The 13,747-nt window shown below is 68.9% G+C and carries 8 protein-coding genes and 2 tRNA genes; 6 read left to right on the top strand and 4 right to left on the bottom strand.

Annotation, left to right across the window (positions count from 1 at the left end):
• The first annotated feature begins 180 nt into the window (after positions 1-180).
• The 3 genes from U5798_RS36130 to U5798_RS36120 all read left to right on the top strand — a co-directional run bounded on the left by U5798_RS36130 (position 181) and on the right by U5798_RS36120 (position 2,622).
• Positions 181-256, top strand: a tRNA-Val gene (locus U5798_RS36130).
• A 23-nt stretch (positions 257-279) separates the two neighbouring features.
• Positions 280-356, top strand: a tRNA-Asp gene (locus U5798_RS36125).
• Between the two features lie 331 nt (positions 357-687).
• Positions 688-2,622: a SurA N-terminal domain-containing protein gene (locus U5798_RS36120; RefSeq protein WP_322084800.1), complete on the top strand. Its 1,935-nt coding sequence runs from the start codon at positions 688-690 to the stop codon at positions 2,620-2,622.
• A gap of 72 nt (positions 2,623-2,694) precedes the next feature.
• On the opposite strand, the gene U5798_RS36115 is transcribed toward U5798_RS36120, so the two are convergent.
• Positions 2,695-3,363, bottom strand: a complete 669-nt coding sequence (locus U5798_RS36115) for an arylesterase (RefSeq protein ID WP_322084799.1) — start codon at positions 3,361-3,363, stop codon at positions 2,695-2,697.
• On the opposite strand from U5798_RS36115, the gene U5798_RS36110 reads away from it, so the two are divergent.
• Positions 3,362-4,063: an ABC transporter ATP-binding protein gene (locus U5798_RS36110; RefSeq protein WP_322084798.1), complete on the top strand. Its 702-nt coding sequence runs from the start codon at positions 3,362-3,364 to the stop codon at positions 4,061-4,063. The two genes, U5798_RS36115 and U5798_RS36110, sit on opposite strands and share 2 nt — an antisense overlap.
• A gap of 72 nt (positions 4,064-4,135) precedes the next feature.
• Here U5798_RS36110 and pgi read toward each other — a convergent pair whose 3' ends face one another.
• The 3 genes from pgi to U5798_RS36095 all read right to left on the bottom strand — a co-directional run bounded on the left by pgi (position 4,136) and on the right by U5798_RS36095 (position 8,766).
• Positions 4,136-5,758, bottom strand: a complete 1,623-nt coding sequence (gene pgi / locus U5798_RS36105; RefSeq protein ID WP_322084797.1) for a glucose-6-phosphate isomerase — start codon at positions 5,756-5,758, stop codon at positions 4,136-4,138.
• 111 nt (positions 5,759-5,869) lie between these two features.
• Complete coding sequence (locus tag U5798_RS36100; protein WP_322084796.1) at positions 5,870-7,411, bottom strand: NAD(P)H-hydrate dehydratase; 1,542 nt, start codon at positions 7,409-7,411, stop codon at positions 5,870-5,872.
• A gap of 53 nt (positions 7,412-7,464) precedes the next feature.
• On the bottom strand, positions 7,465-8,766 hold the full coding sequence (locus tag U5798_RS36095) for an FAD-dependent oxidoreductase (RefSeq protein WP_322084795.1): 1,302 nt from the start codon (positions 8,764-8,766) through the stop codon (positions 7,465-7,467).
• Between the two features lie 328 nt (positions 8,767-9,094).
• Between U5798_RS36095 and purL the strand changes: the two genes are divergently transcribed.
• Entirely contained in the window at positions 9,095-13,159 is a 4,065-nt protein-coding gene (gene purL, locus U5798_RS36090) for a phosphoribosylformylglycinamidine synthase (RefSeq protein WP_322084794.1), read from the top strand.
• Positions 13,160-13,167: 8 nt separating this feature from the next.
• Positions 13,168-13,710, top strand: a complete 543-nt coding sequence (locus tag U5798_RS36085; RefSeq protein ID WP_322084810.1) for an N-acetyltransferase — start codon at positions 13,168-13,170, stop codon at positions 13,708-13,710.
• The last annotated feature ends 37 nt before the right edge of the window (positions 13,711-13,747 follow it).

Genomic DNA, 13,747 nt, shown 5'->3' with positions numbered 1-13,747 from the left:
GTTGTTCACAAAAACCCGCGGCGTGTCCGCGGGTTTTTTTATGCATCTTGAAAACGCGTGCGCGAGCGTTTAAAAAAATTCGCGGACGGGCTTGGCAAAATGATCGGGGATGAATTAAACTTGCGGGCTCGCTGGTTGTTGATGCGGAAACGCAGATCGCAGTCAGAACGAATCGGAAACGGGTGCTTAGCTCAGCTGGTAGAGCGGCGCCCTTACAAGGCGTAGGTCGGGGGTTCGAACCCCTCAGCACCCACCAGTTTCCCGATTCAGCCAGACCAAGGAGCGGTAGTTCAGTCGGTTAGAATACCGGCCTGTCACGCCGGGGGTCGCGGGTTCGAGTCCCGTCCGCTCCGCCAAAAAAATGAGAAAGCCCGCCTTGTGCGGGCTTTTTCATTTGCGTCGTCGATTACGCCCGCTGGCGGGCGCGTGGCCGCGGAGCGGAGGAAGCCGCCTGCGCGGCTTCCGGCGGGACTCGAAGGGATGCGCGTGCACGCGCATCCGCGGCCTGCAGGATGTAGGCGAGTCCCGTCCGCTCCGCCAGAAAATGAAAAAGCCCGCCTTGCGCGGGCTTTTTCATTTGTACCGTCGAGTGATTCCGGTTTCGCCCGCACCCAGCACGCCTGCTTTTCTCCCGTCCCACCCCGTATGTTGTAATATCGGACGTTTTGTCCAATTTTCCCGTCACGCATGCTCGATTTCTTCCGTAATCACCAGCGCCTGATGATGGCGCTCCTGCTCCTGATCGTGTTGCCGGGGCTGGGTTTCGTCGGGATCCAAGGCTTCCGCGGCTTCTTCGACGACAGTGCGAACGTCGCGGCAGTCAACGGGCACAAGATCACGCGGGTCGAATTCGACGGCGCGTTCCGCCAGCAGATCGACCAGGCGCGCCAGGCGCTCGGCGGGCAGTTCGACATCAAGATGTTCGATACGCCCGAGCATCGCAAGCAGGTGCTCGACGGCCTGATCCAGCAACGCGTGCTGGCCGACGAGACGCAGCGTCTCCACCTCACCGCCTCCGACAACGCCGTGCGCGATGCGCTGATGAGCGACCCGATGATCGCGGCGCTGAAGAAGCCCGACGGTTCGATCGACGTCGAGCGCTATGCGCAGCTGCTGTCGTTCCAGGGGATGACGCCCGAGCAGTACCAGGAGCGCGTGCGCTACAGCCTGTCGCTGCAGCAGATTCCGGCCAGCATCGTGTCGAGCGCATTCACGCCGAAGAGCCTCGCGCAACGTCTGTCCGAACTCGCCGCGCAGCAGCGCGACGTGCAGGCGCTGGTGCTGAAGACGAGCGACTTCGCGGCGAAGGTCCAGCCGACCGATGCACAGCTCACCGCGTACTACGACGCGCACAAGCAGAGCTTCGCGACGCCGGAGACCGCGACGATCCAGTACCTCGTCTATTCGCCGGCCGCGGCGGCCGCAAGCGCGCAGCCGACGGACGCCGACATCAAGAAGTTCTACGACGACAACCCGACGCACTTCCGCACCGAAGCGCAGGTGCGCGTGAGCCACATCTTCATCGCGGCGCCGGGCAGCGCCAGCGCGGCCGACAAGGCGGCGGCGAAGACGAAGGCCGAGCAACTGCTCGCCGACGTGAAGGCGCATCCGGACCAGTTCGCGCAGATCGCGCAGAAAAACTCGCAGGACGCGCCGTCGGCAGCGAAGGGCGGCGACCTCGGCTTCATCACGCGCGGCTCGACGGCAGGCGGCAAGGCGTTCGACGATGCCGCGTTCGCACTCAAGCAGGGTGACGTGAGCGGTGTCGTGCAATCGGATCTCGGCTTCCACATCCTGAAGGCGACCGAAGTGAAGCCGGCAGCCGTCAAGCCGTTCGCGGAAGTGAAGGACGAGATCGCAGCCAGCCTGAAGCAGCAGTACGCATCGAAGGCGTTCACGGACAACGCGGAAGGCTTCACGTCGACCGTGTACGAAAAGGCGAAGACGCTGCAGCCGGCCGCGGACAAGTACAAGCTGACGATCCAGACGGCCACCGTCACGCCGACGCCGAATCCGCAACTGCCGCCGACGAGCCCGCTGAACAATCCGAAGTTCCTGGCCGCCGTGTTCGCGAACGACTCGGTGAAGAGCCAGAACAACACGCAGGCGATCGACGTCGGCAACAACACGCTGATCTCGGCGCGCGTGACCGACTACAAGCCGGCGGCCGTGCCGGCGCTCGATGCGATCAAGGACGTCGTGCGCCAGAAGGTCGTCGCCGAGCAGGCCGCGGAACTCGCGAAGAAGGATGGCGCGGCGAAGCTCGCCGAGCTGCAGAAGTCGAAGTCGGCCGACGGGTTCTCGGCTGCGCAGAAGGTGTCGCGCACGCAGTCGCAAGGCCTGACGCCGGCTGCACTGAGCGCCGTCTACAAGGTCGATGCGAAGACGCTGCCGGCCTACGTCGGTGTCGATCTCGGCGCGGACGGCTACGCGATCTATCGCGTGAACGCGGTGATCCCCGGTTCGGCGGTTGATCCGCAGCAACTGGCGGCCGCGCAGCAGCAGATGGCGCAGGTCGACGCACAGAGCGAAGGCGAAGCCTATCTCAGCGCGCTGCGCGATCGCTCGAAGGTGAAGCTGTACGGTTCGACGTCCAGCCAGAAGCAGGACGGCGACGACTGAGCATCGTTGCGCTAGCAACCCGAAAAGCCCCGCTTCGAGCGGGGCTTTTTGTTTTCCGGCAGGGTGGTGGCGTCAGCCGCGCGGCTTGCCGAGCAACGGCTTCAGCGCCGGCCACACGTTGTCGAGCAGAATGCCCTGCGCCTGCTGCGCGGGATGCATCTGGTCGGCCTGGAACATCTCGGGCTTGTTCTCGATGCCGGCCAGCAGGAACGGCACGAGCGGCACGCCGAGATCCTTCGACAGTCGCGTGTAGACGGCGTGGAACTTCTGCGTGTAGTCGGGGCCGTAATTGGGTGGCACGTACATGCCGACCAGCACGACCCTGGCCTGTGCGCGCCGCGCGCCGGCGATGATGTCGCGCAGGTTCTGCTCGGTCGTCGCGAGCGGCACGCCGCGCAGCGCATCGTTCGAACCGAGCTCGACGACCACGATCGACGGCTTGAGCCGCTGCAGCACCGCGGGCAGCCGCGCACGGCCGCCGCTCGTGGTGTCGCCGCTGACGCTGGCGTTCGCGACGCTATAATCGATTCGCTCGGTCGTGAGCCGTTGCCGCAGCAGCGCCACCCAGCCGGTGTCGCGCGGCAGCCCGTATTCGGCCGACAGGCTGTCGCCGAGCACGACGATCACGGGCGGGCTCGATGCGGGCGCCGTCGCGGCGCGTGCCGGCACGGTGACGGCCAGCAGGGTGCCCAGCAGCGCGGCAGCCGCCGTGCGTCTTTTCCAGCGAAATGTCGTGTCCATGTTCAAGATTACCGATCCGATCATCGAAGTCCATGACGTGTGCAAGCGGGTCGCCGATGCGACGGGCGAGCTGACGATCCTCGACGGCATCACGCTTGTCGTGCGGCCGGGCAGCAGCCTTGCGATCGTTGGCGCGTCGGGGTCGGGTAAATCGACACTGCTCGGCCTGCTCGCAGGATTGGACAGCGCGACGAGCGGCACGGTTCGCCTGCTCGGTCGTGCGCTCGACCAGCTCGACGAGGACGAGCGCGCCGCGCTGCGCAACGGCGCGGTCGGGTTCGTGTTCCAGTCGTTCCAGCTGATGCCGCACCTGACGGCGCTCGAGAACGTGATGCTGCCGCTCGAGCTGCAGGGCGGCATCAGCGCGCGTGATGCCGCCGACCGCGCCCGCGCGCTGCTCGTGCAGGTCGGGCTCGGCGAACGCACCGCGCATTATCCGAAGCTGTTGTCGGGCGGCGAGCAGCAACGCGTCGCGCTGGCGCGCGCGTTCGTCACGCGTCCGGCGATCCTGTTTGCCGACGAGCCGACCGGCAGTCTCGACGCCGCGACGGGCCATGCGGTCATCGACCTGATGTTCGAACTGAACCGCACGCACGGCGCCACGCTCGTGCTCGTCACGCACGATGCCGAACTCGCGCGCCGCTGCGCGACGACCGTCACGCTCGACACCGGACGTATCGTCGCGCCGCACACGGCATAGCGCCGCGCGGCGATTCATCTGCCGGCCACGCAGCGCGTACTGCGTGGCCGGCACGGGCATCGCACCGTTGCGTCAGCGCTTCAGCGCCGCGCGAGCGCGCTCGATCAGCGCCGTGGTCGACGAGTCGTGCTTCGCGGGATCGACCGATTCGGCCGACAGGTCGGCTTCCACCACCTTGCCGAGAATCTTGCCGAGCTCGACGCCCCACTGGTCGAACGGATTGATGTCCCACACCGTGGCCTGCACGAGCACCTTGTGTTCGTAAAGCGCGATCAGCGCGCCGAGCGTGCGCGGTGTCAGCGCATCGACGAGCAGCGTCGTGGTAGGACGATTGCCGGGGAACGTCAGGTGCGGCGCGAGCGCTTCCTTGCCGGGCCCGGCGACCTTGCGCGCTTCTTCAAGGGTGCGGCCGAGCATCAGTGCCTCGCTCTGTGCGAAGCAGTTCGCGAGCAGTTTCGGATGATGGCTCGCGAGCGGATGCTCGGGCGTCAGCACCGCGATGAAGTCGATCGGCACGATCGTCGGCCCCTGGTGCAGCATCTGGAAGAACGCATGCTGCCCGTTGGTGCCCGGTTCGCCCCACGTGACGGCCGACGTCGGGTAATCGACGAAGGTGCCGTCCAGGCGCGCGGATTTGCCGTTGCTCTCCATTTCGAGCTGCTGCAGGTACGACGGCAGGTAGTGCAGCGCTTCCGAGTACGGCGCGACGAGATAGCTCTGCGAACCGAAGAAATTCCGGTACCAGATGCCGATCAGGCCGAGCAGCACCGGCAGGTTGCGTTCCAGCGGCGCTTCGCGGAAATGGCGGTCCATGTCGTTCGCACCGGCCAGCAGCTCGTCGAACTGCTCGGGGCCGATCGCGATCATGATCGACAGGCCGACCGCCGACCACAGCGAATAGCGGCCGCCGACCCAGTCCCACATTTCGAACACGTTTTCCGCGGCGATGCCGAACTTCACGACTTCGGCCGGGTTCGCCGACACGCCGACGAAGTGCTTCGACAGCGCGTCCTCGGGGCAGCCGCGCGCGATGAACCAGTCGCGCAGCGAGCGGGCGTTCGTCATCGTCTCGAGCGTCGTGAAGGTCTTCGACACGATGATCGCGAGCGTTTCCTCGGGATCGACCTGCTCGAGCACGCGCGCGAGATCGGCGCCGTCGACGTTCGACACGAAGTGGGTCGAGATTTCCGGCGTCGCGACGTGATGCAGCGCATGCACGACCATCTTCGGCCCGAGATCGGAGCCGCCGATGCCGATGTTGATCACGTGACGGATGCGCTTGCCCGTGTAGCCCGTCCACGTGCCGCTGCGCACGGCGCGCGCGAACGTTGCCATCTTCGCGCGCTCGGCGCTCACCTGCGCGTGGAACGGCGCTTGCGGGTCGGTCGCGCGCAGCGCGGTATGCAATGCTGCGCGGCCTTCGGTCGGGTTGACAATCTCGCCCGCGAACATCGCGTCGCGGCGCGCTTCGACACCTGCGTCGCGCGCAAGCTGCACGAGCAGGCGCAGCGTTTCGTCGTTGATGCGGTTCTTCGAGAAATCGGCCGCGAGACCGCCGCCCGGAATCGTGAAGCGTTCGGCGCGGGTCGGCGCATGGTCGTGTTCCGGCGCGAACCAGTCGCGCAGGCGGGCGTGACGGATCTGTTCGAAGTGGGATTGAAGGGCAGTCCAGGCGGGGAGCGAATTCAGCGTCATGGCGGTTCGAGTGAAGCGTGAATCGGGAGGAATGCCGCGCCGGCTCATCGGGATCGGAAGGCCGGCGGACGAGAGGGCCCGCCGTGCGGCGGGGCAGTCAGTATAGCGGCGTTATGTGTCGGCGCGCGGCGACGGATAAAAAAGGCGATTGATCAGCGTGCGCACCGTCGGGGCGAGTTCGCCCGCGGTGAGCCCGGCCGGACCGATGCCGTTCGCGGTCAGCGTATCGGCCGCGAGCCCGTGCAGGTAGACGCCCGCGAGCGCTGCTTCGTACGGCGCGACGCGCTGCGCGAGCAGGGCGCCGATCAGGCCGCCGAGCACGTCGCCGGTGCCGCCCGTGGCCAGCGCCGCGTTGCCGGTCGGGTTGATCGTCACGCGGCCGTCGGGTGCCGCAATCACCGTGCCCGAGCCTTTCAGCACGACGATCGTCGCATGATGTGCCGCAAGCGCTTGCGCGGCCGCGATGCGATCCCGCTGCACGGTGGCCGTGTCGCTGCCGAGCAGCCGCGCGGCTTCGAGCGGATGCGGCGTCAGCACGCACGGATTGCCGCGCGCGCCGCGTGCGGCGACGGCGGCCGCGAGATCCGCGTGCGTCGCGACGAGGTTCAGTGCGTCGGCATCGAGCAGCGTCGCGGCGTCGTGCGTGAGCACGTCGCGCACGAGCGTCGCCGCGGCCTCGCGCGTGCCGAGCCCGCAACCGGCGGCAATCGCGGTCATCGCATCGAGATCGAGGCTGTCGGCCGGGTGCAGCATCAGTTCGGGGAAGGGCGGATCGTACGGCGGCGCGCCGGCGCCGAGGAAGCCGACATGTACCTTGCCGGCGCCCGCGAACAGCGCGGCGCGCGCGGCCAGGATCGGCGCGCCGCACATGCCGGTATCGCCGCCGAGTACCGCAAGGCTGCCGTACGTGCCCTTGTGGGATGAGAACGCGCGTGCGGGCAGCGCCGCGGCGAATCGCGCGGGCGCATTCAGCACGATGGCCGGTGCGGCGGGTGGCGCGACGTCGAGCGAGGCGATGTCGATTGCGCCGGCGAGGTCGCGGCCGTCGCCCGTGTACAGGCCCGGTTTCGCGCCGATAAAGGTGAGCGTGTGGGTGGCCGCGACGGCGACGCCCGCGCCGACGATCCGGCCGGTATCGCTGTCGAGCCCGCTCGGCACGTCGAGTGCGAGTACGCGGCCGCCGTTGCGTGCATGCGCGGCGATGCGTTCGGCCTGTTCGGCGAATGCGCCGTCGAGCGCGCGGCCGAGCCCGATGCCGAACAGCCCGTCGACGACCCACGCGAATGCGTCCAGCGATGCGGGCGGTGAGGCAGACAGCGGCACGCCGGCCGTGCGTGCGAGGCCGAGCGCCCATTGCGCATCGTCCGGTTTGACCGGTACCGGCATCCATGCCTGCGTCGCGACGCCGAGCTGCTGGAGGTGCGCGGCGGCCACCAGTGCGTCGCCGCCGTTGTTGCCGGGGCCGACCGCGAACCAGACGGGGCGGTCGTCGCCGGCGGCGCGCTCGGACAGCCAGTGCGCGGCGGCGGCGCCAGCGCGGCCCATCAGCGTGTGCGGCGGCAGTGCCGCGGCGGCGGCTTCGGCAGCGCGCAGATCGGCGACGCGCAGCAGCGCGATCGGATCGGAATCGGTAAGCGGGCGGATAGCGGTCATCGCGGGATCGTGGCGGCTGGCAAGGATGCCGCCACGGGGCGAACCCGCGGCGGTCAGGTCGTGAAGCGGCCGGCGCCGAGCGCGGCGAGCGTGTCGGCGGGCCACTGCCGGGCGTCGCCGCCCAGGTAGTCGGTCACCACTTTAGCAGACCCGCATGCGAGCCCCCAGCCGGTCGGGCCATGGCCGAAATTGACGAACACGCGCGGATGCGGGGTCGGACCCACGACGGGCAGGCCGTCCGGCGACAGCAGCTGCATGCCCTGCCACGACAGCGCGGCCGAGATTTTGGCGGCGCCCGGCACCCAGTCGTGGACGGCCTGGCCGAGCAGCGCGAGCGCGGCCTCGGACAGCGGCTCGGCGAGCGGTTTCGCGGTGTCGGCGAGGCTCTGCAGCACGGCGCCGCCGCCGATGCGCAGCCGCTGATGGGTGCGCGTGATCGAGATCCGCTTGATCGAATCGACGACGCTCAGGTGCGGCGCGTGTTCTTCGTACGCGACCGGCGCGGTGAGCGTGTGGACGCGCACCGGGTGCAGCGGCAGGCGCCAGCCGAGCTTGTCGAGCAGCGGCACGCTGCCGGCGCCGGCAGCGACCACGATCGCGTCGGCGGACATCACGTCGACCTCGCGCGCCTTGGCCGCGGTCCGGTGGCCGGACGGCACGAGCTCGACCGCGGCGCGGCCGTGGTCGACGCGGATCGCGGCGACGTCCGCGCCGAAGCGGAACTGCACGCCGTGCTCGTCGAGCGTCTGCTTGACCAGTTTCGCGAACAGCGGGCAGTTGCCGGTGCGTTCGGTTTCGAGCAGCACGCCGCCGGCGAAGCCGGGCTCGGCCGGCACCGACGGTTCGAGCGCCGCGCATTCGTCGGCGGTGAGCGTGCGGTACGGCTGGTCGAGCGTGCGCAGCAGGTCGAGCGCGGGCTGCAGCGCGTCCCAGTCGCGCGGGTCGCGCACCACGTGCAGGATGCCGGGCTTCTGCTCGAATTCGAGTTCGAGGCGCGCCTCGATGTCGGCGAGCGTGTCGCGCGACGCGTCGATCAGCGGGCGCAGCCGCGCGTACTGCGCGGCGAACGCGTCGGGCTCGCGCAGCGTGCCGAGCTGCTTGACGAAGCGGCGCACGCCGCCGTTCAAGCCCGGCTTGTAGACGATGCCGCTGTCGCGCGGCTGGCGCTGGCGCATGAAGGTCGGGCCGAACCAGACGTCGAGCGGGCTCGGCAGCAGTGCGCCGCCGTCGCCGTAGGTCGCACCCTGCGCGACGGTCGCGTGGCGTTCGACCACGCACACGCGATGGCCGGCCGCGCGCAGCTGGTAGGCGGTGGCGACGCCGCTGATTCCGCCGCCGATGACGATGACATCCATGGATTGCTTCGATGACGGGCGGCGCGCACGCCGCCCGGTGAGGATTCGCTGAGGGCCCCGGCCCGGTGAACCCGGAATGATAGCGCCAAAATCGCGTGAACCGGCGTCGGGCGAGCATGCGCCGTGCAGCCGCACCACGGCGGCCGGCGCCCGTACCCGCGCGGGCCGGCCCGGCGGGCGGCTGTGCGCGGCAGGCACCGGGGCACCGATGCGGTGCACGCAGACTACCGATCGGCCAGTCTTGGGCGCCCGACTTCCGGGTATAATTACGGCCTTCCTTTCGCCCCACGTCGCCACCTCGCGCGACTCATCGACGTCAGTCCAGCCCATGGCTCACTTCTCGTGTTTTCCCGGCGCTTCGGCCCTCTCCGATTTCCGTCAAACCCGTCTGCTCGACACGCTCAGGCAAATCGACGCCAACATCGTCGCGGTGCGCGGGCAGTTCCTGCACTTCGTCAATGCGGCCGAGCCGCTGTCGGCCGACGACAGCACGCGCATCGACGCGCTGATGCACTACGGCGAGCCGTTCCAGCCGGCAGCCGAGAAGGGCGCGGTCGAGACGTTCGTCGTGCTGCCGCGCTTCGGCACGGTTTCGCCGTGGGCGAGCAAGGCGACCGACATCGCGCAGCACTGCGGCCTCACGCAGGTGCGCCGCATCGAGCGCGGCGTCGAATTCACGGTCACGCTGAAGTCGGGCCTGCTCGGCGGCAAGAAGGCGCTGTCGGACGACGCGCGCGCAGCCGTCGCGGCCGCGCTGCATGACCGGATGACCGAAAGCGTGGTCGCGGCGCGCGACGACGCGAAGCACCTGTTCGACGAGCTGCCGGCCAAGCCGCTCGAGACCGTCGACGTGCTGGGCGTGGGCCGCGGCGCGCTGGAGCGTGCGAACGTCGAGCTGGGCCTCGCGCTCGCCGACGACGAGATCGACTACCTGGTCGACGCGTTCCGCAAACTCGAACGCAACCCGACCGACGTCGAACTGATGATGTTCGCGCAGGCGAACAGCGAGCACTGCCGCCACAAGATCTTCAACGCGCAGTGGACGATCGACGGCGAAGCGCAGGACATGTCGCTGTTCGCGATGATCCGCAACACCGAAAAGCTGAACCCGCAGGGCACGATCGTCGCGTATTCGGACAACTCGTCGATCATGGTCGGCGCCGAAGCCGAGCGCTGGTTCCCGCGCAACGCGGGCGCGGCCGGCGAGCCGGGTGAGCGCTACGGCCGCCACACCGAGCTTACGCACACGCTGATGAAGGTCGAGACGCACAACCACCCGACGGCGATCTCGCCGTTCCCGGGGGCGGCGACCGGCGCGGGCGGCGAGATCCGCGACGAAGGCGCGACGGGCCGCGGCGCGCGTCCGAAGGCCGGCCTGACGGGCTTCACCGTGTCGAACCTCGACCTGCCGGACGCCCGCCAGTCGTGGGAAAACGCACGTGACGCGGCACAGCCGGTCGGCGAGCGCAACCCGAACGACGCGCACGGCCCGTACGGCCGTCCGGACCGCATCGCATCGCCGCTGCAGATCATGATCGACGGCCCGCTCGGCGGCGCCGCGTTCAACAACGAATTCGGCCGCCCGAACCTCGGTGGCTACTTCCGCGTGTACGAGCAGAACGTCGGCGGGAAGGTGCACGGCTATCACAAGCCGATCATGATCGCGGGCGGCCTCGGCAACATCGCGGATCAACATACGCACAAGCACGACGTGCCGGCCGGCTCGCTGCTGATCCAGATCGGCGGCCCCGGCATGCGGATCGGGATGGGCGGCGGCGCCGCGAGCTCGATGGCGACCGGCGCGAACACGGCCGAGCTCGACTTCGACTCGGTGCAGCGCGGCAACCCGGAAATCGAGCGGCGCGCGCAGGAAGTGATCAACGGCTGCTGGCAGCTCGGCGCGGAAAACCCGATCCTGAGCATCCACGACGTCGGCGCGGGCGGCCTGTCGAACGCGTTCCCGGAAATCGTCGACGGCGCGGGCAAGGGCGCGCGCTTCGAACTGCGCAAGGTCGCGCTCGAGGAATCGGGCCTGTCGCCGCGCGAAATCTGGTCGAACGAAGCGCAGGAGCGCTACGTGCTGGCGATCGCGCCGGCCGATCTGCCGCGCTTCGAGGCGATCTGCGCGCGTGAGCGCTGCCCGTTCGCGGTGGTCGGTGTCGCGACCGACGAGCGCCAGCTGAAGCTCGTCGACGACGAAGCGACGGGCGCCGACGAATACCCGGTCGACATGCCGATGGAAGTGCTGCTCGGCAAGCCGCCGCGCATGCATCGCGACGTCACGCGCGTGACGACCGAGCGCGCACCGGTCGACGTGACCGGCATCGCGCTGTCGGAAGTCGCGGTCGACGTGCTGAAGCATCCGACGGTCGGCAGCAAGTCGTTCCTGATCACGATCGGCGACCGCACGGTCGGCGGCACGTCGGTGCGCGACCAGATGGTCGGCCCGTGGCAGGTGCCGGTGGCCGACTGCGCGGTCACCGCGCTCGACTACGCGGGCTTCAAGGGCGAGGCGATGACGATGGCCGAGCGCACGCCGCTCGCGGTGATCGACGCGCCGGCGTCGGGCCGCATGGCCGTCGGCGAAGCGATCACGAACATCGCGAGCGCGCCGATCGCGTCGCTCGACAAGCTGAAGCTGTCGGCGAACTGGATGGCCGCGTGCGGCACGGCCGGCGAGGACGCCGCGCTGTTCGACACGGTCAAGGCGATCGGCATGGAGCTGTGCCCGGCACTCGGGATCGGCATCCCGGTCGGCAAGGATTCGCTGTCGATGAAGACGAAGTGGGACGAGCAGGGCGTCGCGAAGGAAGTGGTGTCGCCGGTGTCGCTGATCATCTCCGCGTTCGCGCCGGTCGAGGACGTGCGCCGCCACCTGACGCCGCAATTGCGCCGCATCGCCGATGCGGGCGACAGCGTGCTGATCGCGATCGATCTCGGCCGCGGCAAGAACCGGATGGGCGGCAGCATCTTCGCGCAGGTCACGCAGCAGGTCGGCGACACGACGCCGGACGTCGACGACGCGGAAGACCTGAAGCGCTTCTTCAACGCGATCCAGTCGCTCAATGCGCAAGACAAGCTGCTCGCGTACCACGACCGCTCGGACGGCGGCCTGTGGGCGACGGTGTGCGAAATGGCGTTTGCGGGCCACGCGGGCGTGTCGCTGAACGTCGACATGCTGACGCTCGACCCGAACCACGAGTCCGACTACGGCGACGCGAAGGACTGGGCGAAGCAGACGAGCGGCCGTCGCGACGACCGCACGCTGCGCGCGCTGTTCTCGGAAGAACTCGGCGCGGTCGTGCAGGTGCGCGCGTCCGACCGCGACGCGGTGCTCGGCGCGCTGCGCGAATTCGGCCTGTCGGCGTGCTCGCAGGTGATCGGCTCGGTCAACGACCGCGACGTGATCGAGGTGTACCGCGACGCGAAGAAGATCTTCGACGCACCGCGTACCGAACTCCATCGCGCATGGAGCGAAGTGAGCTGGCGCATCGCACGCCTGCGCGACAACCCCGCTTGCGCGGATGCCGAATACGACGCGCTGCTCGATGCGGCCGATCCGGGCATCTCGCCGGTGCTGAGCTTCGATCCGGCCGACGACATCGCCGCGCCGTTCATCGCGACGGGCGCACGGCCGCGCGTCGCGATCCTGCGCGAGCAGGGCGTGAACTCGCACCTGGAAACGGCCTACGCGTTCGACCGCGCGGGCTTCGACGCGCACGACGTGCACATGAGCGACCTGCTCGCGGGCCGTGCGACGCTCGCCGATTTCGCGGGTGCGGTCGCGTGCGGCGGCTTCTCGTACGGCGACGTGCTGGGCGCCGGCGAAGGCTGGGCGAAGACGATCCGCTTCAACGCGAACCTCGCCGACATGTTCTCGGCGTTCTTCGCGCGTCCGGACACGTTTGCCCTCGGCATCTGCAACGGCTGCCAGATGCTGTCGAGCATCGCGTCGATGATCCCGGGCGCGGAGGCGTGGCCGAAGTTCACGCGCAACAAGTCCGAGCAGTTCGAGGCGCGCTTCTCGTTCGTCGAGGTGGAGAAGTCGCCGTCGATCTTCTTCGCGGGCATGGAAGGTTCGCGGATTCCGGTCGCGGTCGCGCACGGCGAAGGCTATGCGGACTTCTCGCAGCAGGGCGACATCGATCGCGTCGCGGTTGCGATGCGTTTCGTCGACCACCGCGGCGAAGCGACCGAGCGCTATCCGTTCAACCCGAACGGCTCGCCGGCCGGCATCACGTCGGTCACGACGGCCGACGGCCGCTTCTCGGTGCTGATGCCGCACATGGAGCGCGTGCATCGTACGGTCACGATGAGCTGGCACCCGGAAAGCTGGGGCGAGGCAAGCCCGTGGATGCGCGTGTTCCGCAACGCACGCCGCTGGATCGGCTGATCCGGATGATGTTCGATCCGCACGCGCCGGTCGAGGTCGTCACGCTGCGCGACGCACGCGCGAGCGAGGCCGACGCGATCGGCCGCGTGATCCGTGCGGCGTTCGCGGGCGAACCGCAGGGCGGGCAGTTCGAGCAGCGTATCGTCGAGACGCTGCGCGCGGACGGTGCGCTGAGCGTGTCGCTCGTCGCGGAGCGCGACGGGCGCATCATCGGTCACGTCGCGTTTTCGCCGGTCACGATCGGCGGCGCGGCAACCGGCAGCCAGTCGTGGTACGGGCTCGCGCCGCTCGCGGTGCTGCCCGATTGCCAGCGGCAGAGCATCGGCGCGGGGCTCGTGCGCACGGGGCTCGATGCGTTGCGCCGGCTCGGCGCGCGCGGCTGCGTTGTGCTCGGTGAGCCGGCGTACTACGCGCGCTTCGGGTTCGTGCCGTCCGGCGACATCGTGTTTCCGGGCGTGCCGCCCGAGTATTTCCTCGCGCTGTCGTTCGACGAAGCGGCATCGCGGCCGTCGGGCGACGTGCGCTATCACGACGTGTTCTATCCCGCGTAGCGCGTGTGCCGTCAGATACGGAAAAGGCCGCTCTTCG

It is taken from the genome of Burkholderia sp. BCC1972, from assembly GCF_905339605.1.
In the GTDB taxonomy this organism is placed as follows: Bacteria; Pseudomonadota; Gammaproteobacteria; order Burkholderiales; family Burkholderiaceae; genus Burkholderia.
Note: the sequence above shows the minus strand (reverse complement) of the source record. Positions and strands in the feature narration are given on the sequence as shown.